17 protein-coding genes are annotated in these 21,875 nt (G+C 57.0%); 15 read left to right on the forward strand and 2 right to left on the reverse strand.

Translation table 11 applies throughout. The features are described 5' to 3' along the window. Positions 1 to 651: 651 nt before the first annotated feature. Positions 652 to 1,779: a glycosyltransferase gene (locus tag AAC645_RS19445; RefSeq protein ID WP_340318234.1), complete on the reverse strand. Its 1,128-nt coding sequence runs from the start codon at positions 1,777 to 1,779 to the stop codon at positions 652 to 654. Positions 1,780 to 2,590: 811 nt separating this feature from the next. Between AAC645_RS19445 and AAC645_RS19450 the strand changes: the two genes are divergently transcribed. The 5 genes from AAC645_RS19450 to AAC645_RS19470 all read left to right on the forward strand — a co-directional run bounded on the left by AAC645_RS19450 (position 2,591) and on the right by AAC645_RS19470 (position 7,932). Beyond that, positions 2,591 to 3,172 (forward strand): polysaccharide biosynthesis/export family protein, encoded by a 582-nt coding sequence (locus tag AAC645_RS19450; protein ID WP_340318235.1) that lies wholly within the window; start codon positions 2,591 to 2,593, stop codon positions 3,170 to 3,172. Positions 3,173 to 3,245: 73 nt separating this feature from the next. Next, positions 3,246 to 3,656 carry a hypothetical protein gene (locus tag AAC645_RS19455; RefSeq protein WP_340318236.1) on the forward strand — a complete coding sequence of 137 codons (411 nt, stop codon included), beginning with the start codon at positions 3,246 to 3,248 and terminating at the stop codon, positions 3,654 to 3,656. 29 nt (positions 3,657 to 3,685) lie between these two features. Continuing rightward, positions 3,686 to 5,011 carry an outer membrane beta-barrel protein gene (locus AAC645_RS19460; RefSeq protein ID WP_340318237.1) on the forward strand — a complete coding sequence of 442 codons (1,326 nt, stop codon included), beginning with the start codon at positions 3,686 to 3,688 and terminating at the stop codon, positions 5,009 to 5,011. A 28-nt stretch (positions 5,012 to 5,039) separates the two neighbouring features. Next, the gene (locus AAC645_RS19465) at positions 5,040 to 7,202 is read left to right on the forward strand and encodes a GumC family protein (RefSeq protein WP_340318238.1); all 2,163 of its coding nucleotides are present in this window, start codon (positions 5,040 to 5,042) and stop codon (positions 7,200 to 7,202) included. Between the two features lie 34 nt (positions 7,203 to 7,236). Continuing rightward, positions 7,237 to 7,932 carry a hypothetical protein gene (locus tag AAC645_RS19470; RefSeq protein WP_340318239.1) on the forward strand — a complete coding sequence of 232 codons (696 nt, stop codon included), beginning with the start codon at positions 7,237 to 7,239 and terminating at the stop codon, positions 7,930 to 7,932. 178 nt (positions 7,933 to 8,110) lie between these two features. On the opposite strand, the gene AAC645_RS19475 is transcribed toward AAC645_RS19470, so the two are convergent. Next, positions 8,111 to 9,448 carry an O-antigen ligase family protein gene (locus AAC645_RS19475; RefSeq protein WP_340318240.1) on the reverse strand — a complete coding sequence of 446 codons (1,338 nt, stop codon included), beginning with the start codon at positions 9,446 to 9,448 and terminating at the stop codon, positions 8,111 to 8,113. A 482-nt stretch (positions 9,449 to 9,930) separates the two neighbouring features. Here AAC645_RS19475 and AAC645_RS19480 point away from each other — a divergent pair, with 482 nt between their 5' ends. The 10 genes from AAC645_RS19480 to AAC645_RS19525 all read left to right on the forward strand — a co-directional run. Beyond that, a complete protein-coding gene (locus AAC645_RS19480; protein WP_340318241.1) occupies positions 9,931 to 11,097 on the forward strand; it encodes a glycosyltransferase in 1,167 nt (388 codons plus the stop codon). 336 nt (positions 11,098 to 11,433) lie between these two features. Next, complete coding sequence (locus AAC645_RS19485) at positions 11,434 to 12,564, forward strand: hypothetical protein (protein WP_340318242.1); 1,131 nt, start codon at positions 11,434 to 11,436, stop codon at positions 12,562 to 12,564. After that, complete coding sequence (locus AAC645_RS19490) at positions 12,557 to 13,447, forward strand: hypothetical protein (protein ID WP_340318243.1); 891 nt, start codon at positions 12,557 to 12,559, stop codon at positions 13,445 to 13,447. Before AAC645_RS19485 ends, AAC645_RS19490 begins: the two co-directional genes overlap by 8 nt. A 26-nt stretch (positions 13,448 to 13,473) precedes the next feature. Then, a complete protein-coding gene (locus AAC645_RS19495) occupies positions 13,474 to 14,709 on the forward strand; it encodes a glycosyltransferase (protein ID WP_340318244.1) in 1,236 nt (411 codons plus the stop codon). 2 nt (positions 14,710 to 14,711) lie between these two features. Next, the gene (locus AAC645_RS19500) at positions 14,712 to 15,593 is read left to right on the forward strand and encodes a glycoside hydrolase family 16 protein (protein ID WP_340318245.1); all 882 of its coding nucleotides are present in this window, start codon (positions 14,712 to 14,714) and stop codon (positions 15,591 to 15,593) included. Next, positions 15,590 to 16,765 carry an acyltransferase family protein gene (locus AAC645_RS19505; RefSeq protein ID WP_340318246.1) on the forward strand — a complete coding sequence of 392 codons (1,176 nt, stop codon included), beginning with the start codon at positions 15,590 to 15,592 and terminating at the stop codon, positions 16,763 to 16,765. Before AAC645_RS19500 ends, AAC645_RS19505 begins: the two co-directional genes overlap by 4 nt. Positions 16,766 to 16,794: 29 nt before the next feature. After that, positions 16,795 to 17,997, forward strand: coding sequence for an acyltransferase family protein (locus AAC645_RS19510; protein ID WP_340318247.1), 1,203 nt, complete (start codon positions 16,795 to 16,797; stop codon positions 17,995 to 17,997). Between the two features lie 15 nt (positions 17,998 to 18,012). Then, the gene (locus AAC645_RS19515) at positions 18,013 to 19,293 is read left to right on the forward strand and encodes an O-antigen ligase family protein (RefSeq protein WP_340318249.1); all 1,281 of its coding nucleotides are present in this window, start codon (positions 18,013 to 18,015) and stop codon (positions 19,291 to 19,293) included. A 1,535-nt stretch (positions 19,294 to 20,828) separates the two neighbouring features. After that, positions 20,829 to 21,545 (forward strand): sugar transferase, encoded by a 717-nt coding sequence (locus AAC645_RS19520; RefSeq protein ID WP_340318248.1) that lies wholly within the window; start codon positions 20,829 to 20,831, stop codon positions 21,543 to 21,545. A 257-nt stretch (positions 21,546 to 21,802) separates the two neighbouring features. Next, positions 21,803 to 21,875, forward strand: a 73-nt coding sequence (locus AAC645_RS19525; protein ID WP_340318250.1) for a hypothetical protein, incomplete at its 3' end; no start/stop codon positions are given.

Below are 21,875 nucleotides of genomic sequence, written 5' to 3' on the forward strand. Positions count from 1 at the left end.
GGTAGCGGGAAGGAAACGGGTGCCGAATCCGGCGACGGGGAAAATGGCCTTACGGACGGGCTTCATGCGGGCTCCATAATTAGGTTGAGTGCTCGAAGGATCTTGTCACGCCGTCCAATCTGTCGACGGGTTATATTCCAGACGCAACCGTGGATCGGTCCGATTTGGCAGCCGGGCGTCTGAATTCGGGAAAAGCGGGCACCAGTTCGGCACTAAATGCTATCATTTGGTTCTGAGACAACAAGAGTAAACAAGCGAAGCCCATCTATGGGGTCCGTGGCATCTCAACCGACACAAGATGCCACACTTCTCGAATCAATCAACATGCTCGCGTCCTGCTTCAGGATATCGAGTAGGTAGTAGAAGGCGCGCTTCGGTCTGATAAGCTGACCAAGAGCCTCTCGAGACATTTTCCGAACGACATCAACGGTTTGATGATCTCGCAATACGCGAAGGCGGCAATGGAGTAGCACCCCTATATCCAACGACCGTTTCAAACGTCTATGGATCACCTAGCGTCAAAACAGGCGGAGCCCGCCTTACAAGTGCCGAACTAACCGATTGATCTGCGCTCATTCCATCCAGCGTGACAACCGCCATATCGCAGAAGAGGAGCATGCCATCGTGCAACAAAGAACCCTGAATGACCCACTAGGAGCGCGACTGGGCTGGCGTCCATGTTTGATATGTCTGGCCTCGCCACGAATCAAGCACTCCGTAAAACGTCGCGATCAGCGCAAAAAGGATCTGCAGCAACACGGAGAATGGCGAAATACCCAGAAATCCCAGCCCAGCGACAGCGGCCGCCACCGATAGGAGTCCCGCTATAGCCAGGTAGAGCTTGGCAAACAGCAGCGATATCATCGCGCAGGTTACTACTGCCAGAAGTGGCAAAATCCCAAACCACCGAACCACCTTATGAGACAGGTATTTGTACAGATCAGCGGGGCCAAACTCTTCCCTAATAGCTGGCCAGAGATGCAGATGTGTATTGAACGCACGACACGCGATTCGCCTCTTACGACGAAATTCGTCCGCAGATAACGTCGTGTTCTTCTCATAGGCAATAACATCTGGAGCGAACACCAATCGCAAGCCACTGAGCGGCACTGCCATCGAAACAGTCATATCATCCAACAGATGTGGAGGAACCTGCGGATATAGCTCCCGGCGTATCGCGAAGATCGACCCGTCCGCGCCCATGATCGATCCACAGCGCGATTCCAACGCCTTCAGCTTCTCGTCCAGACGCCAGTACAATCCGCCTACTCGAGCTGTGGCACTCGCATCGTCGTTGGTGTAATGCAGCGAGCCTGCCAGGCCACCGATCTTCGGATCGGTGAAATAGCTGCGCAGCGTAGGGATGCTCTGGGGATCGAGGATCACATTCGCGTCGGTAAAAACACATACATCGCCACGAGCCTGCGCTGCCATTCTAGCCATGCCCGTCGCCTTGCCGGTCCGCTTCATGGCAGCGACCACCTCGAGCACATCGTTGGCCTCTTCAAGCAACTCAAGAGTGCGATCCGAGGATAGGTCGCAATAGGCGATAACCTGAATATCTGGATAGAGCGACTTGATCGCTCGTATATTGGAAATTTTCTCCGGCAACGATTTCTCTTCGTTATAGGCCGAAAACATGAGCGTCAGACTAGGCGACACGCCCCCGGAGCCGCGTCGAATGTCGCGCGCCCGGAATAGCCACAACGACAGCGGATATGTAGTATAGGGGTGCAAAAAGACAAGCAAGGCGAAACATAAGCTTGCAATGTTTATCATTTACAAATCCCCCATCGCCCTGAGTCCCCCATTGCCGTGCCCCGGCAAGCCCCCGACGCCTATTAGCGCACTTTTACGGCCAGAAACAACCGCTTTTGCAATATTAACCATGAATGTCTCTGGGGGACATGGCGCCAGACCCCTTGCCCTCAGCTAGAACGCACAGCGGCCAAGGCTCTTATCTCACGGACACATAATCCATTTTTTCGGGATAACGGCTTTAGTCGTCGCGAGAGTGGGTCAGGACTTTCGCTTGCACTTCGCTACTAAGACCATAGGTCAAGGGTAGCGTATGTCCGCGCGGCAGGCCTGCGCGGACCAGCAGAGATCGCCGCGCAGTTGCGCCGGAATGTGCGACAGGAGTTTATCGGCGGCCCCGAGGAAGGGAATCGATCAGCCACTGAGCATGCGCGCGCTATGCCTCACCGCCGAAATTGACCACATAGCCGGCCCCAGTTCCGAGTGCTCATGATTCTCTAGGGAGGGTGCTCCGCCATCTGTCGGTTGGCGAACGTGCAGATTGTGCTCCGCACCCTCATATACGCGCATATCGAGTACGTGCTGGCGGGCAATCTCCAGCCTTAAGGCAGAAGGCTTTATCTTCAATGCGTTGCAGGGCGAACTTGCCCGTTGGCCGTGCGAGCGCCACGGTTAACTGGTCGTGCGCGTTGTACCGAAATGCTCGGCTAACCATCGATCGCCAACTTAGCGCTTGCAGACTTTTCAAACTCACGGCACACGGCACTGTGCGCTGCACTGCAATATGTGTTTTAGCAGTTGTTGCAGCAGGGGGTCATCTGCGGAGGTTCTGGTGAAATTTTGGTTCATCGCGTGCCTGATGCTGCTTGGCGGGTGTGCTTACCAGGGGGCATATCCTCTTCAAACGGCGTCAGTTGGTAATTCAGCGGGTCAAAATGCAAGCGGCGCCACGGAGGCTGACTATCCGCTCTCGCCGTCTGACAAATTGCATATCACTGTATTCAACGAACCGACGCTGAGCGGTGATTATGCCGTTGGCGTGAACGGAATGATCGCATTTCCGCTTGTCGGTCCGGTAAAGGCGGCAGGCGCGTCTGCTTCGGAATTGAGCGAAGCGCTACGTGCACTTTTGGGACAGGGCCTTGTCCGCAACCCAAGTGTCAGCGTCGAGGTCTTGAGCTTCCGCCCATTCTATGTCCTCGGTGAGGTCAATCGCGCGGGTGAATATCCCTACTCTTCAGGCATGACCGTGATGCAAGCGATCGCGTCAGCGCAGGGATTCTCGTATCGCGCCAATAAAGCGTTTATTTACCTAAAGCGGGTACGTTCGGATCGTGAAGAGAAGGTCTTCATTACTCCAACGCTTCAGGTTTATCCCGGCGATACAATTCGGGTAGCAGAACGCTATTTTTAACTCTCGGTGATAATCCCGGAGACGTTGGGGCAAGTTTTCCATCGAGTGTCGCACTCTGGGTCGGGGGGTAATCATGCGTGGCTTTTCGTCGCTGAGGACGGTAATCACCCTGGCCTTGAGCGTGGGGCTTCTGGTTCCACAAACTGCTTCTGCGCGAGGTCTACACCAGGCAGAAATCGAGAAATTCGCGCAACAGTTGATCAAGGCCGCGACCACCAGCGGACAGTCCTCGCTTTCGGAAGCCGATTTCATTGCAGTGGCGGACCGAAGTGGTCTCGACCCGAGCGAAGTCTTGGCCGGCATTAGCTATGCGGTCAACTCTCCCAAGCTCGATAAAAGCGCTCAAACGACTATGCGTGCGCTTTATTCAAAGCTTGCGCTATTGCAGCCGCAGCGGCGTTCCCGCCAAGGCCTTGCGAATGATATCGGCGTGCCGCCGCTTCCCGGCTTCGGTTTTGCAGGCGGTACAGACTATGCTCGTTGACGGATAGCTTGATGTGGGGGGACCGCTCAATGGACAAGCCTTGGCGCACAATCGCGGTGAGGGGCCTTGGTGCGCTGTGCAGTGTGCTCGTATATTCCGCGCCGCAGGCGGCGCTGGCGCAAGCGAGTGATCTCGGGCCGTTTCTCGGCAGCCCGATTCCACTGACCGCTGATCACGGCCGTAATGTTAGTGTCAGCGAACGCCCGCGCCCCGAAAGCGATCCTATTGGGATCCATTTAGGTGGCTTCACCGCCTTTCCCTCAATCACTGTTGGCCTGGCACAATCTAGCAATGTTTTCGCTTCGCCTCGCAACCCAAAGGGTGACGCCTATCTCTCGATAGAGCCCTTGATGAAGCTGACGAGCAACTGGGCAACCAATGCATTGCAGATTTCAGGTGGCGGATCGTTCCGCCGCTATGCCAAGACGTCACTCAAAAATGAATCCTCCTATTTTGGAGGTGTGAATGGCCGACTTGATATCGACCGAGATTCGGCCGTCGACGGGACCGCTCTGATCCGCCGGGCGTATCAAGCACAGTCTTCGAGTTCGGCACCCGGGAGTGCTCGGCGGTCAGTATCCTATATGCAAACTGCGGGGCTTTTACGGGGATACCGGCAGTTTGGACCTGTGCGAGTTACGTTGGTCACCGACGTTAACAAATTCGATTTCAACGATTTACACCAATCGAATCGACCGACAATCGACCAGGATTTCCGTGACGAGACGGTGATACGCGGCGGGGGGCGGTTCGAATATGCGGTCGGGTCCGATGCGTCGGTGTTCGTCGAGGCTAACTATGCCGACATTTCGCATCGCCTCAAGACGTTAGGGACTCAGCCTAACCGAGATGGGAACGATTTGACCGCCCTTGGTGGGGTGACCTTCGATCTCACCAACCTAGTCCGCGTGCGTGCCGGGGTCGGCTATGTACGGCGCAGGCTTGAAGCGCGAACTGTCTATCGCCCGATCTCAGGCTTGGCCTACGATGGTCGACTGGAATATTTTCTTTCGGGAATTACCACTGTCTCGGTGGCAGCATCGCGCTCGATCGAGGAGTCCATTACCACCGGGTCGGGCGGCTACTTCTCGAACACACGGTCGGTACGAGTTGATCATGAATTGCTCCGTAACCTAATTCTGTACGGCCAGGGCGAGTGGCAGCACAATGTGTTCAAGGGCATCGCGCGCAAAGACGACATCTTGGTGGCGCGCGGTGGCGGCGACTATGCTATCTCGCAGGGTCTGAGTGTGGGCGCGAATTTGAAATTCCTGGATCGCAGGAGCCGTGGCCAGCTTGCCGGTGACGGGTTCAAGGAATGGCTAGGATCCGTCTCAATCACGATCAGACGCTGATATCACTGCCTTTGGAAAGAGACGACTGATGACTACGCAAGCCGCCGCCGCGGATTCTCATTACACCCCCCGCCAGGCTCCGACTGAGACGTCCGGCGAGTTCGGTGTCAAGGAACTATTCGACGTCGTCGCGCGACGCTGGAAGGTGCTGGTAGGCACCGTGCTGCTTGTGACGATCGTGGTTCTCGGCGCGACCTACCTGATGACTCCGATGTACAAATCAACTTCGGTGCTCAAAATCGATCCTACCGAGAAAGCGGTAACGGATGACGATTTGAGGACGACGTCCCCGCAGGCGGACCAAGCGCGCATCGCGACCGATGTTCAAGTCTTGCAGTCGAGAGACATCGCCAGAAAGGTGATTCAACAGCTCAAGCTCGCTAATGATCCTGAGTTCCGGGGCGACTCGGAAACCCAGAACAACGCGCTCGCTACCGCCGAATCCATCGTCATTGACAATTTTCTGGCACGCCTCGACGTCAAGCATGAGTCAGATTCTTACATCGTCGAGGTTTCATTCCGTTCATCGAGCAGCCGGAAGGCTGCTGCGATCACCAATGCGCTCGTGGAGACCTTTGTTGAGTCCACGGTAGCGGATCGCACGGGTGTCGCTGCGTCCCAAGCTGAGTGGCTCAAACAGCGGTTTGATGCACTCGGGAGTGAAATATCGGCTACCGAGAATCAAATAGCTCAATACCGGGCGCAGGCAGGTATTGCCGAAGGGTCTACGCAAGGGACAGTCACGGACGCACAAGTAGGTCCGATATCGTCTCAGCTTGCTGTCGCGGAGAGTGACGCAGCGTCTGCCAACGCGGTCTTGCAGGCAGCGCGCGCCCAAATCCAGAGCGGCCAGCTTGCCGCGGTATCGAGCGTTCTCAACTCACCCGTAATCGGCGACCTGCGCCGCCAGCGTAGCGAAGCAAGCCGCGAGCTCGCGCAAGTTGAGGCGCGCTACGGTCCACGCCACCCCGAGTATGAGCGCGTGAACAAGCAGGTCCAGGATATCGATGCTGGCCTGAAAGACGAAGCGAAAAGAATCGTCTCTGCTCTGGCCAGCAGCGCGCAGGCTGCCCAGGCTCGCGCATCGAGCTTGCGTGCATCCTTAGACCAGATCCGGGGTCAGCAGGCATCAAATACCCGTGCGGCGGTGGTCGCAGACAGTCTTGAGCGTCGGGCGACTACCAAGCAACGCTCCTATGAAGATCTCGGGAAAACCCTACAACAGGTCTCGGAGAAGCAGCGCGACGTGCTTCCAACGGCGATGGTGGTGCAGCATGCTGCGGAATCACCCAAACCGTTCTCACCCAACAGAGCATTGTTTGGCGCCATGGGGCTGATGCTTGGCCTGTTGACCGGCTTTGCATTAACGTTGCTCCTCGAGTTTCTAAGCAGAAATATCCGCTCGGGAGACGAGCTCGAAAGATGCACGGGGATACCCTATCTGGCTTCCGTCCCTCGCCTGAGCGCAAGTCAGTTGAAATATGAGGAGCGGACGCTCACGCCGGAGGACTTCGTAGTCTTCAAGCCGATGTCGAGCTACGTCGAGGCTTTCCGTACTATTCGCAATTCGCTTGTCCTGAGCGCGGCGGAGCCGCCGAAGGTGATAGCCGTGCTTTCCGCCCTGCCCTCGGAGGGCAAGTCTACCGTGTCGATCTCTCTGGCGAGAACGATGGCGCTTAGCGGCGATCGAGTCCTCATAATCGATTGTGATCTGCGACGCGGACGGGTCCACGAGGCTCTCGGAATCGAAAGCTCAACTGGCCTTATCGAAGTGCTGATGGATAAGATCGCGAGTGCAGATGCAATCGTACGCGACAGCCTGACCGAGGTGGACGTGTTGTCACTGCATGGTCACTCATTCACGCCCGTTGATCTGTTCAGCAGCGAGGCGATGACGAAATTGCTGACCGAAATGCGCGAACGATATGACTTTGTCATACTCGATACTGCCCCTCTTCTCGCGGTAGCCGACTCGCGCATAATCGCTTCCCTCGCCGACGGGGCTATCTTCGTGGCGCATTCGGACCGCACCCCTGATCGTGCAGCTCGATTAGCGATAGACTTCACCCGTCAAGACGGCAGTAAGATGACAGGGTCGGTTCTGTCGATGTCGACGACTAACGCTCGCCGTACGTCGAGCAAGGATCCAACATACTATTACGAGAAATATCGCCAATATCAGGATGGGTAAACGCGCCCAATATCCTCTCTCGCGGCGTTCGGGCTTGGGGCAGTGGGCCGATCAGTTAGGTCGGACCACGTTTGGCGTATGCATTGCTCTGGTTCTGGCCGCCTGCCTGGCGGCCTTTGCCGTCGGACACGAGTTGAAGGTACGCGAGCTTGCACGGCTGGCCCGTTCGTCGTTGATCGGCCTCATGCCGTACGAGCAGGCGAGCGCGCGGCACAAGCTAGTGGGGTGCGATGCAGCGCGCGACGAGCGTATTCTGATGGCTTGCGTATCCGCGCTGGCCGGATTGATCCATAGCGATACCGCTCTGACGGCAGCTGCCGATGCCGCAAAAGGCGAGCGTGCGGTTACGGCACTTATCCGCATCGTGCCGCGATCAGGCGAGGCGCGAATCGCGGCGGCGCTGCTCGCGAGCGCAGGGCAACGCACCGAGGACCGCGCGCGCGCGCTGTCTGCAGTCGGGGTGAGCTATCGCTTGTTGCCTTATTCACACGATGCGGGCCTGTGGCGGATCTGGTATGCCAGCCGCAACTGGCACGCATTGGCGCCGGACGTGCGCCAGTCCGTTGGCGCTGAGGCCGTCTGGCTAGCGAGTATCGGCAAGGATGGTCGCGACGCGGTGAAATCAGCGCTTAAGGGAACGCCGCCATATTCAAGCGTCGTGTCGCGCCTTCCGTGTCCGACATGTCCCTGGGATGCCCCTTCAACGAAGGCGGCGAACGATGGGGCCTAGGGGCCGAGTCAGACGGCAGCCCTTTGGGACGTGGACACGACGACCGGCTAATAATACATGACGTAGGCTTGGATCCGGCAAGATCCCATCGGCGCGGTGGTGGGCGTAAGCCCGCCGACCAAATACTAGCCCAATCGGACACATAGGCTTTCCGCGCCGACGTAGCGGCCGCGCTCCGCTATCGCCGAAGTCGGTTACTGCGGCCCAGTGCGAGGCCCCCGAGCCATGCTGTGAATCCCACCAGTGCCGGCACATTGAGCGCGACATCGCTCAGGCCACAAATGAGCGCGATCAAGATTGCCAGGATCAGCGAGTACATCGACGAATCAAAGGGCACCGAGGCCCTGGCGCGCGCGATAAGCACCGCTGCCGCTACGATGCCGGCGACCTCGAGCAGAGCAAACGGCCAGCCACCCTCGATCGCGGCGTGAAGAAGCACGTTGTGCGCCGCCCCAAAATTCCACCGGTGCAGCACATCGGCGGGCCCGAGCATCGCCATATTCTGGGTCCGGAACGCCCCCAGACCATGGCCGAACCACGGAGCCTCCACTGACATCCTCCAAAAAAACCGAAGATCTTCCAAACGCAGTTCAAGATCGTCAGAGAGGGCTGCCATCTTGTATGCTAGACGCAAACCGCCCACGGCTGCTCCACCGACAAGTGGCAGCAGCAACGCAGCTCCGAACATCAGATAATATGCGCGGGAGACTTGCGTGAGGCGGCGCGCCTGCAGCACGATCAACAATAGACCGGTCGCGGCGAGCAAAGCCGCCAACCTCGATCCGGTCATGACCGTGGCAAAAAACGCTAATATTGTAACGACCCAGCTGATTGCCATCGACACCAGTTCGCGCTGCTGCTCCTTCCCAAACCTCCGTACGACTCGATGTGCGGCCAGCACAAAACGACCAGCCGCGAGCACGCAGATCATTGCCGTAGCGCAGCCGGCCGCGTTCGGGTTAAGGAAAGTCGCTGAAAAGCGAGGGCGCGGCAAACCCTGCCGAATAGCCCAGACGTACCCCGGATTGATTCGGTAAGCCACCATCGAGCCGATGATCCAAAGCGCGGCCAGTATCAGAAATACGTCCAGTGAGCGCTTGCCGAGGCGCGCTTTCGCACCCATCAGCGCACCAACGAGTAGCCACACAAGCATCCCTGCCGACGTGACGACGCTGGGAATGAAAGCGCCTGGGGCGACCCAATCGCGATGAGCCTCACTTGCGGGAACAACAGCAGGTATGCTCGCCCAGATCAACGCCAGGGCAAAAGGCGCCGCAACGGGTGTCAGGCGCTGCCAAAATTCTCTTCCCGGGGGCTGTAGCGCCAGCATGAGCGCGGCCGTTACAAAGGAGGCCAGGCTGGCCGCGGTGCCTAATAAAAAATCATTGGCTCCGAGCGCTACAAACGCGCCAAGCAAAATAACCGGCGGCAATATAGCCGGCACACTGGCCGACACTGAGGCACCAGTGCGGGACGCGGTCGGCCCCCACAGGGATGCCGGCGAGAATTTTACCATATCTGCTCTCCTGTGAAACCGGTCGCCGCAAGCTGCCGTATCTAACCCAGCACTTGTGCCCTCCTCTGGATGCATCTATGAAAAACCGACTGAGTAGGTTAGAAGTTCGTGCGTTTGTTCCTTTGGGGGAAGGAAGTTTGCAATTTTCGCGTGGAGCATATCCAGAATCGAATGTCGAGATCGCGCGGGGACGCGGTATCGATTTCACAGCGGCTTGGCCGGATCATTCCCCAGCCATCGCTTTTAACCTTTTAGCGATACAATTATGTAAGCTTGTCAAGCAGGGTAGAGTTTGGTGCGGCCGTTCCTGGGGGGAGGCGAGTGTGCGATTTAGGGCTCAGGCGTATGATTGGTGCAACATCGACTCCCTGCGGGCCGATGACGCCGGTTGCCGGGCTAAGAAATCGTTTGATTTCTGCGCCTTGCTATTTCCACTCTTGATAGTCGCAAGTCCGCCCAGAGCAGATTTGGGTTATTTTTAGATGGCGCCGGGGTTGTATGCCTTGGTAGGCTTGGGTGCATTGCTCCTGATCTGCGCGTTTCATCCATTCGTAACATACCCGCTTTCGCTGATTCTTTTCGCTCCGCGCCAAGTGCTCAATCAGGAGGAATGGGCAACGCGCCCTGAGGTGGCCATCTGCCTCTCAGCATTCAACGAAGAAGCGGTCATCGTTGAGAAGGTCCGAACATTGATTGCGGCCGCGCGACGCTACGGTCCGGCAACAGTGCACATCTATACCGATGGCTGCACCGACCGCACCGTCGAGCTCATTCAGCCTTTCGCCAGTGAGATTGACCTTTTCGTGTCCGACGAGCGGAGGGGTAAAACGCATGGCATGAATACCTTGCTCGGACGTTCTTCAAGCTTGCTCGTGATGTTCGCTGACGCCAATGTCGTAGCAGACGAGATGCTCGTAGAGCAGCTCGCGCAGCCGTTCCAGGATCCAGCAGTGGGCTGCACGACAGCGAGCCTGCAATATTCCAATCCCGGTGAATCGGCAACGAGCCTGGCCGGTTCGGTCTACTGGACCATCGAGGAAGCAGTAAAGCGGATCGAGAGTGACACGGTCGGCGTTATCGGCGTGGACGGTGCGAGCTTTATGATGCGCCGCGCACTCTACCAGCGCGCGCCGGACAATCTTATCGATGACCTATTTGTTACACTCAATGTGCTCGCAACCGGTGCTTCGATTGTCCGCGTAGCGGACGCTGTGGTGTATGAACGCAGTGCGGTACAGCCCCAAGAGGAATACAATCGCAAGGTCCGCATTGCGTCTCAGGCTATAAACGTACATCGCTGCCTTTGGCCTATGATCAAGAAATTGCCGGCGCTGACGGTTTATGCGTATATATCGCATCGGATCATGAAATGGCTTATTCCTTTCTTTCTCGTCGGCGCTGCAGCAATGTTTTCAGTTGCTCTTGCACTGTCTTTCGGACCGCCTGCCATAATAGCCGTGGTGATGTGCACTCTGTTGATAGTGATTGGTGGGAGGCGAGATATAGCTGGCCTCTCGTTAGTGTACACGAGCTGCCTTTCTTTGACCGGCGTCGCGCATGGGCTGATCCTTGGACTTTTTTCGCGGAGGTCATACACGACCTGGGAACCTGCGGTTTCGGTCCGCTCGCCGCCCTCTGAACCCGCCTGACGGTGGAACCAACGGCATTCGAAGGGGAACCCGCCGCAGCGAAACCAGCTCGCACGGGTTCTCGCCATAAATCTAAATTATGCTTTTCGATGGCGTGGAACATGCGGTATTGTGCGAGCGGGGGAAACCATCGGAGCAACAATCGCCTGATTCTTGTCAGGCTCGCGGCTAGCGAGCATGTGGCAAGGCGACGCGCTCAAGGCCCCATAGTTGTATCGTTAAGGGTGAGCTCGGCGTGCTAACAATCGACGGCCTTCGCAGATGTTAGAGGTTGGCTCAGCAGCGAGTCCAGGACCGGCCGTCGTTGCTGTCGGTTACAACCGACCGGCTGCACTATTGCGCCTCCTGCGCTCGCTGGCGGCGGGAACCTATCCCAAGAACGTGCCGCTCATCATCAGTCTTGATTTCTCAGGCGACGCGCGCCCTGGGGAAATTGCAGACGCGTTCGATTGGCCACATGGCCCAAAACACATAGTACGCCATCCAAAGCAGCTGGGCCTGCGCGAACATATCCTCAGCTGTGGCGACCTGAGTCAAACATTTGGTGGGATCATTCTGTTCGAAGATGATGTTGTAGCCGCTCGCCATCATTATGATTACGTGTTGCAGGCGATCGCCCGCTACGGCACGGACGAAAGGGTAGGCGGCTTCGGGCTCTACAGCTACCGGTTGAATGAGTTCAACAACATGGACTTCGAACCGATCGATGACGGCAGCGATGTCTATTTTTTGCAAGTTGCCGCTTCATGGGGCCAGAGTTGGACTGCTGCGCAGTGGCGACTGTTTCGTACCTGGTACGGTGAACACAGCAACGAGCCTATCAGCGTTTCGGACAGAGTGCCGCGCCAACTCGAGGCCTGGCGTGAGAATAGCTGGAAACGATTCTATATAAAATATCTGACGGCCACGGGGCGGACCTTCGTGTTTCCCCGTCCCTCACTCGCCACTAACACGGCGCGTGCCGGCACCAATACCAAACGCGATGTCAGCATTTATCAGACGCCGCTCGATCAGCGTCCCCGCACATGGCGAATGCCCAGCCTGGACGCCTCGCTGGCACGTTACGACGTGTTCTACGAGCCCGATCCAGCTGTGTTACGTGTGCTATGCCCATTGCTGGAGAGCGTTGATTTTGACGTGGACCTTTTTGGGACCAAGCCCGCGGAGGCCCTGAGCCGACCATATTTGCTGTCGTCACGACCGGCGAAGGCGGGACTGAGCTTTGGGTTGATGGCAGGAGCGCCCCCAGTCGGATCCATTTTGCAGCAAATGAGGGGGAGATTCTTTACGCTCGGGCTTCGCCGGCAATTCGGTCCCATGACTCTGAAGCGAAAAGTGCAGTTGATCTGCGCGACGCAGGCCGGACGCGTTCTTAACAACGTGATGTTTCAGCTCCTAAAACCGGTCCAGACTGAAATGATGATTCGTAAAGCCAGACGCCGGGCCGGAAGGCGAGCCCGTGGCTGACTTTGCGCCGATGGAAATAAACGCAGAAACAATCGGTCCTGACGGACTGGCTGCAGCGCTCACCGTCGCGGTACATGCGAGGCACCCAGTGCTGCTCAGATGGCCTGGAGCGCAGGTATCGCCTCTGGCTGCGGGGTTTATGAAGGCGGCGCTAGCGGCGTCGGCGAGCGACACACGTATTGCTGGCATATCGCTCGGGTTGCCACGCTTGCGTCCCTCAACACGTGTCCCATTCGTACCGATCGAAGACGGGTACGACACAATTTTGCTGCAGCTCCTCCAGCCGAGCGCGATTATGTTCACGCCTATCCAGGCCGAACGGGCTGTGTACGGCATGGCGCGGAATGGCGGCGACCTGTCTGCATATCTGACCCGTGCGGATTGCTATCTCTTAGCTCCGCGCACCAGCTTGGCCCATGACGGGCTTGGTGACTCGGCTCAGCAAAGGTTGTTTCCCGTCGCTCCGCGCGAATGGCGCGTGGGACGCGTAAGCAAGAGCTTGGCAATATACGACGCACGGCTGGAAATCGCGCCTGAAGCGGCTCGGCGGCTCAGTGACGCTTTGGAGGATCGAATATTCGCGGTCGATCTTTGGGGTAATCGACCTGCAGATCAGATTGGCGATGGCCTGTTGTTATCGGCACGCCCGTGTCGCCAGCCGATTTTGACCTTCCCGCTTGAATTCACGCCCCTTGAGGCAAACTTGTCCGCGCCCGCGGACGAAGGTTTTTTTTCTTTAGGCGCGGCCGGTGATTTCGGGGCAATGGACGCTCCACGCCGCGAGCGACTTTTCCGCCACGTCACTCGTTACAATGCCCTGGACGGATATATCGGGCAGTTCTTCGTACCTGTACGACAACTGATCATGAGAGAACGGCGATGACTCCGTCAGAGGATCGGCCGGTCGTCATGATGATTTGGACGCGCCCTATCGACAATCAGCCGATGGCTGGCCGTCTGCATATCGCGAATGCGGTCCGCGAAGTATTTCGCGAAGTCGCAACCGTGCGCGAACATGTCATGATTCCGGCGATTGTCGACCGACGCTTGTCCGCTAAGGTCGGTGCCTTCGCCGCTTGGGCAAAGAGCGTATTCCAAGGACCGCTTTTGCCCTTGCAATGTTCGCTATATGCCGGAGACGACGAAATCGCGCGCGCTATTGCGGCGGTTGGGCCAGATGTCCAGACCATCTATTTGGATGGTGTGCGGACCTTTTCGGTTTTGCGTGAGCTCCGCAGCCGGTTCCCGGACCTCCGGCTAATCGTCGATCTAGACGATCTAATGTCGCGGCGCCTGCAGTTACTGCTCCAGGCGAAACTACCGCTGTCGCCCGGGCACCTGACGATGGACCTACCGCGACTTGCTACCCGCCTTATCGGGTTCCTGAGCCGTGTGATCGTGCGCTACGAAGCGTACACATTGCCCGCAGTTGAAGCAGCGGTCACCCATCTAGCCGACCTGGTCGTCCTGCTCTCGGCCGAGGATATGAGCATGCTTGGCGGAACGGGCGGCGCACGTCGCGAGACGATCTTGCCTAGAGTCGCGCAAACTTCACTGCAGATGCTTTTGAAGCCCGGCCGGCTGCGGTTCATTTTTATCGGCAGCGACGCATTGACGCAGAATCGGCTGACGATCGATTACTTGATAGCGCTGTGGCGCTCAAACACGATTGAGCATGAACTCGTCATTTTCGGCCGTCAGACCCGGGAGCTCAGCTTGCCGCCGCGTGTCTCCACCCCGGGCTATGCCGAGGATATGGCAGAGATCTATGACGGACGCAGCGTGCTGGTTTCGCCGTCCTTCCTCCGTGGCGGAATCAAGACGAAGGTGTTGGAGGCTTTCGCGCATGGCGTGCCGGTAATTGGGAACGCGGCAACTTTCGAATCCCTGGCTCTTGACGATTATCCGCTCAAAATCGATGACGAAGCGGTGCTTGTCGCACTTTTGCGCGACCCAGAAAGCCACCGTACTATCCTGAGCCAAGCCATCGCGTTAGGCACGGAATATCTCGCCAGTGCACACGCACCTGCCAAATTCGCCGACCGGTGGGCGGCCGCGTTGCGAGGCGGTGTGGTACCATCGTCGCGGAGACGGCGACGAGGCTACATCGAAAAACGCGCGAGCAGCATTCGGGTGGAAGGATGAGAATGGTCCGCTGGCTAGCTCTATGGCTGGCAATCATGCCTGCCGCGTGCGGCAATGCCCGCATGGGAGCGCCGCTAGACCGGACAAAGCTGGAGTTGCGGTTCGCTGAAGATTTTTCTCGAACACCCACTTTCTATGATGCAGCGCGCAACCCGCAGGGTCGATGGAAAACCAATTTCGCGTTCGGAAGCCAGGATCCGTGGTCATTGTATGCATGGACGACGAGGACGCTACGCGCCAATGCTGAACTGCAATATTATGGCGATCCAACTGCTGGAACTGGGTCGATCGAGTGGAAGCCTGGCGCGCTTCAACTTGTCGCCCAGCAAAACCCTTATCGCGCCGACCCCCGCACGCATGGTATGCCGTATCTGTCCGCGCTGATCACCACCGAAAAATCCTTCCAGCAGCTCTATGGTTATTTCGAAGCGCGCGTGACTATGCCGGTTGGAACGGGACTGTGGCCGGCGTTTTGGCTGCTCCCTATATTTCGGCCTCCTTCGGATCCAAACCAGCGGCAATCAGGACAGGAAGTCGATGTCTTCGAAAATGTCGGGCGAAATGGCGAGATTTACGCCACGGTACACCATGATGTCGGTGGCAAGAGAACTCAGGATGGCGAACGCATCCCGGTCGATCGCATCGACATTGCGCACGATTACGGAGTGCTCGTTACCTCTCAGTTGATAATTTGGTACATCGATTCTCACGAGGTGCGCCGTAGGGCGAACATAGATTTTCACGAGCCTGCCTATATGCTGCTAAATTTGGCGGTTGGCGGCGAGTGGCCGGGCGCACCGGATGGCACAACAGCGTTTCCCGCCAAGATGACTATCAATCGTGTTCGCGCTTATGCGCTCAAACCCGGAACGGTCTTCGAATGAGCGAAATACTGGCCTCTTCCGCGTCAACTAGCGCCGCTCGAAATCCTGCTCCGAGTGGGTCGACCCGACATATCAACGAGCTGCAGTCGATCCGCGGCCTTGCGGCCTTGCTGGTGGCCTTTGCACACCCTCTGTCCTACTATGAGCCACCAGAGTGGTACTTGCCGGTCTGGTCTCTTGTGAATTCACAAGCCGCCGTGACTATTTTCTTTATCCTTAGCGGCTTTGTCTTAACCCGCTCGCTTAGTCATCAATCGCTCGATTCGAACGCGGTACGCAATTATTACATAAAGCGGCTGTTTCGCATCTATCCCGCATTGTGGTTCATGAGTGGATTCGCACTCGTTTACGTATCCTTCGTGCATTATCGCTTTCCAGATCCACTCGCTGCCGAATGGTTCCAAGGCCGCTTTCAGGCAGACCGATATACGCCGGTCCATATTACCGCGTCCTTCGCGGGTATGCTGGCTTATCTCAGCCCTCCGGTCTGGACGATTTTTGTGGAGCTGTTCGCATCGGCGCTCCTGCCATTTGCGGTGTGGTTGCTGCTACGATCGAAAGGCGCATTCGCGCTTCTGTTGGCAGCTTGTTTCGCGATGGGCGTCGCGCTCAACGGTGGACACCTCTATTATCATATTGATGTCTACCTAGTCGATTTTCTGCTTGGCGCGGCTCTGACGGCATTGCCGGCCGGGCCGGTGATGGCACTTGGAAGGATCGTTCCCCTCAAGTTGCTGATGACCGTGGCGGCGCTGTTCATGCTGTTCACTCGAACTCTGGTGATCACTGAGCTCTACGACTTCTGGCTTGCGCAGTGGGAGGCGGTCCTGGCTGCCTTCATAATCTTCGTCTTCGGCCGGTGTGGCGTCACGTCCACCACGCTGTGCAGCCGCGCATTCGTATGGCTCGGAGACATCTCCTACAGCTTGTATATCATGCATTTCACGATCATGTGCCTCTACGCCAAGGCCATCCTCCTGCTCGCGCCGTCGCTCATCACGATGGTGGGAGGGGGCTTCGCAAGCGTATTTTTGGCGATTCTCACCGTTTTAACGGCGTTGCCAGTGGCAGCGTGGACCTACTCGCACGTCGAGCTGCCTGGCATTCGACTTGGCAAGCGCCTAATCGCCAGCTGGAGCTCACCGCCGTCCGGTAAGGCTCAGATGACTTAAGCCAGCGCATAGCTTTACGGGAACGACAAATGACGGACAACGCTGACGGGCTAGGAGCTCGGCGATTCGAGGAGATCGAAGGGCTGCGTGGCTGGCTGTCTTGGACCGTGGTATTCTGGCATATCATTCAATATACGGGTCTGAATGGTCATTATAGGGTGCTCGGGTCAGCTGCTGGCTTGGCACATCTCGCTGTCGAGATGTTTATTATCCTCAGTGGCTTTGTAGTCACTCATCTGCTGCTGTCCCGTAAAGAGCCCTATGTGCGATATCTTTCCAGACGAGCCTTCCGTTTATTCCCCCTCTACCTTATCGGAGCTGTCACAGGTATCTTTGCAACCGGCCTTGCTGCACAAGCTGTCGGACACGTGCCTTGGGCGCATGATCCTGCGTTCACCTACGGGAAAACGCTCATCGCTACTTATGCCAGCCAGCAAGCATATTTTCCGCTCCATGCTTTTCTCCACATGGTTTTGCTACAGGGTGCGGTTCCAGACAGCATATTGCCATATTCTTCCGCGGCACTGATCGGGCCGGCCTGGAGCCTGAGTCTCGAATGGCAGTTCTACCTCATAGCGCCCTTATTGATCGGCGGCTTGGCAAGCCGGCGCTGGTGGGCTGTGACGCTGATGGCCATCGTGGGCGCCTATCTTGCACATCAGACTGGCATCCTCGGAAGCTATCGGCTGATGAGTAGCTTCCCATCAGCCTCGCTTCTATTTTTGACAGGAATCGTATCTCGACTGCGTTTTGGCTGGTTGGGTCGGGTGATCCGCTCACCCACGCCAGTAGCGCTGGCTGGCCTGGCCGCCGCATCGATCCCAGCTTTGACCGCGTTTGGCTTATGGGTTGCCTTCTTTGCGTTCCTGGTCTCCAACAACCAGAACAACGGGAAGGGCACGGGCATCATGGCTCGAAGCTGGGCGGCCATGTTCGGTTCGCGCATAGCCCGGCTCATAGGAGCGCGTTCCTATGGGGTTTACGTCGTGCACTGGCCGCTGCTGCAGATCATTTTGTTCATGCTGCAGGATGAATTCGGCGCCAACCTCACTATTTCGGCATGTATGTTGGCCGCTGCGCTTATACCAGCCACGATTGTCATAGCTGAGTTGCTCCATCATGCTGTGGAGCGGCCTATGATCAGGCTTGGCAGTCAGCTAGTGAGCCGGAAAAATTCTCTATTGGCCCATCAACTTCGTCTGGACATACCGGCGCAGCGAGGCGAGGGATGAGCGGTAGCTTTGGAAATGGGTAAGTTGGATATCTCCGCTTCGAGTAATGCTCCAGATGAGCTTGCCGATGCCATTGAAACCCGTTCGATATTCCGCACAAAGCTATGCGGCATATCACTAGGCTTGATTATCACTGGGTTGATAATGTCAGATTTTCTGCGCCCGCCATTCGTGGCTGTGAACATAAATTCGGAGGCGTCGAGCCACGTTATCCCGCCCTTGGTAACTGCCATCCATCTGGTCGCCAATATAGTACTTCTGATTCCTTCCATTATTTTGGCGATGTTCGAGCCGATTGACTTCAGGAATCTCGGCATCTTTCCTTTGCTGGCGGGAGCGCTGGTAATCATTGCGATGCTCAGTATCATTGCAAACATCGATTCCAGGTCGATGGTTTACATTGCGGTCTTGGCGCTCACGTTCACGTCCTCCGCGCTCTTCATTGGGTCGCGACATGGACGTACGATAGGCGCGGAAGCATTTATGGCCTCACTTGCAATCGGATGCGGGGCATCTCTTGTGATCGCAATAGCTCTCGGCGAATATAGCTGGGGCAGACTGGCATCGCGCGCAGGACCAACCTATTGGGGCATGGTCGCAATCATGACATTCAGCTTGGCGTTCGCGCTGCGCAAGCCAATGCTCCGTTTTGGGGTGATCGGGCTCGCTTGCGCGGCTCTCGTACTGTGCTCGGCCCGAGGTGGCATGCTGGCTGTAAGTCTGGCGGCAATCGTGGTAGCGGCAGTAACGCTCAACCGCACTCCAGCCAAGCAGCGCGGGCGGCTGGTCGCAATCCTCATACCCGTGTTGATAGTGAGCCCCGTCGCACTGGCTTGGGCAGCTGATCATTTGCTGGCGATTTCAGATCCCAGTCGCGGCATGTCGTCAGGTGCCACCGGACGGACATATGCGTGGGCGGAGGCTTGGAGCTTATTTGAGGAGCACCCGTTCCTAGGGATTGGATATAGAAGGCATGAGCAGTTCATAACGGCCGCCACCTCAGCACATGAGGCTTACCTAGCGGTGCTTGCGGAGATGGGCGTGGCTGGGCTGTTTTTTTATGTCGTATTGTTAGTGGGCGCGGCGGTTCGCATGACATCCAGAGCGCTGCGCGAAGACGACGCGCTTGTGCCGCTTACTGCAGCCTCCTTCATGTGGGCTTACATACTGATCGGTCTGACCGAAAACCTGGCGCTTAATACCGGACTGGCGATGCCGCTTACGATGATGTTCGTCACTGCTCTCGGATGGTCAATTCCGGACAGGACAAGAGCGCCCAAAGCACAGCTCGCATAGGAGATTACACGCGCAGGCGGAGCAGAAAACGCGAGGGCTCCCTTGATCTCCTCCATTGAATGATAAGTGTCCTCCGACGCTTACCACCACCCTTCTCTCAGGATCGGCATGCGCTGGGCGCGAAGGTGGAATGAAGAAGAGCGACTGAGGGTCGGGAGAACTGACCCAGGTGAAGCCGCCGGCCTTCGCCGAGGTTGGGCTTTTGAAGGTAGATACCCAAGCGGAAGACGGTGCCGCTTCGATTTCATTGCTGAAGCGACAGCGCACGGGTAAGTCTGCTCTGCGGAGGCCAAGCAATGGTCGTGCTGACTATAGTCCTTGCGTTCAGTTTGCTGCTTTGTTGGCTCGGGTTTTGCGCCAACGCGCGGTTTTCCAGCGAAAAACGTCTCCCCATGCAGTGGTGGTTTAACGGGCAAGTCACTTGGGATGCGCCGCGTCACGTAGCACTGGCTTTCATCCCAGCATTGGCGATATGCGTACTCGGCTTTTATGTTGTGCTGGCGTTCACCGCAAAGCCCAGGCCCGGCGATGAACACTTGGTGCTACCCGTCCTAGTGTTTTTGGGGATCACGTTCGTCGGAGTGTGCAATTGCTGTACTTCTATCTTGTGGTGAGAACTCTTCGTGGAAATGGCTGCTAGCCGGACCGATTCCATGCGCAAGCGCTGACGAGATATCGATCGCCTACGATCTAGTGCTACAGGAGCGCGGCGGTCAGCGGATGCCTACCCTTGCAAGCCGCTGGACGGCGGATGTCGGCCCAGAGATCGAGCGAGATTTCCTGTTTCTCGCTGACGATATTGAGCGGACAAGCGGGGCAAGATCGTGCTGATCTTCTTGCGAATAGAGCGACGGGTCTGCGGGCCGAAAGCCAAGGCGGGAACCCGGCAGCCATACCACAGCAGCCGAATCGCTGCTTTGCGCAAACGTCCTCTCCCAATGCTTAAAACGAGGCAGCAACATGTCATCGGCCCGCACAGGCTGCTATATAGATGAGAATTGAGTCCGAAACGGACTTTCTTCGATAACCGACCATGCACTGCGGTTCCGCGCCACCGGCACTGGGGCGTCGGATTGTCATCAACGATGGCCATGTAACTCGCTTTCAAAGACCAACCGCAGGAACGGATCGCACTTCTGCGCAGCGTCGAGAGAGAAGCCGATCTCATCGAGTGTTTATTCAATAGATTCATATATTTGCCTACGACGTAACTCGACAGCGCAAGCTCGCTGGCAACTTTCCCGTCATGGTCGAACTGGGTCAGGCCTCATGAGGCTATGTCCCAATCAACGACGCGCCGCACAAAATATTAAGGGTTTCAAGATATAACAGCATCCAATTCGGATCCAGCGGATGCATCAGGAAGACACCACAATACGCGGCTATACCAACTGAAGCGGCGCGATATCCTGTACATTTAACCAAGAGTCATTCTCGGTTAGATATTTTTCTCTAATCGGATCGTTGATCCCGGCGATGAGCCATGGTACGCCACTGCACATTCCGCAGTGCAGCAATTCTGTAGGGGGCTTACTTTGCTAGCTGAACTGGACGCCGATGCTGTTGAGAGAACTGGCTTTTTGGCCGGCGACGGGAGCAGCTTGATTGGTGACAGGAGCAGGGCTCAGCCCACTGCCCGATTCGACGCCATCATGATCCGCTTGCTTGATATAGTAGTGTCGTTGGGCCTGCTGATCTTCCTCGCGCCGTTGATGCTCATCGTAGCGTCAATGGTCTATCTGACCAATCCGGGGCCCATTTTCTTTGCCCACCGTCGCCTGGGCCTCAATGGTGGTACCTTTCCTTGCTTTAAGTTCCGTTCGATGGTCGTCGATGCGGAGCAACGGCTCGCCCATCTGCTGGCGACCGATGCCGCGGCACGTGAGGAATGGGATCGAGATTTCAAGCTGCGCTGTGACCCCCGTATTACGTCGATCGGCAATTTTCTTCGCAAGACCAGCCTCGACGAGCTGCCTCAGTTCGTGAATGTGCTGCGTGGCGAGATGAGCCTCGTCGGCCCTCGCCCGATCGTTCAAGGCGAAGTCGAACGCTATGGCCGTTACTTTTCAGAATATAGCCGCGTGAAGCCCGGGATTACCGGCCTATGGCAAGTCAGCGGTCGCAATAATGTTCACTATCGCCGTCGCGTGGCACTGGATGTAAGCTATGCGCGCAACAAGAGTCTCGGCCTTGACCTGCGGATCCTGGTCATGACCGTTCCGGCCGTTGTTCTGGCCAAGGGTAGCTTCTAGCTTGGACGGGATGTACAGCCCGATGTGGCCGGCCCGACAGAAGGCGGACGGAGGCGTCGATTGTCAGTTTTTGCAGTAGAAAAGTAGAGTGTTCGCCGAGCGCGTTGCTCCGCGCCTGATACTCAGATCTTATGACGGCTGGCGTATTGGCGCAGCCTATACTGTCTCGCTGCGCCAAGCCATTGCAATTATCATAGCATTACGGTGAAACAGCTTACTCGCTCCTCGAAAGCTGTGGACCTCAACAAGGATAGAACATGCGTTTAGCGATCATCGGCACGGGTTATGTCGGTCTGGTTTCGGGGGCCTGCTTTTCCGAGTTCGGCCATG

The sequence above is a fragment of the Rhizorhabdus argentea genome (assembly GCF_037861105.1).
GTDB classification, from domain to species: domain Bacteria; phylum Pseudomonadota; class Alphaproteobacteria; order Sphingomonadales; family Sphingomonadaceae; genus Rhizorhabdus; species Rhizorhabdus argentea.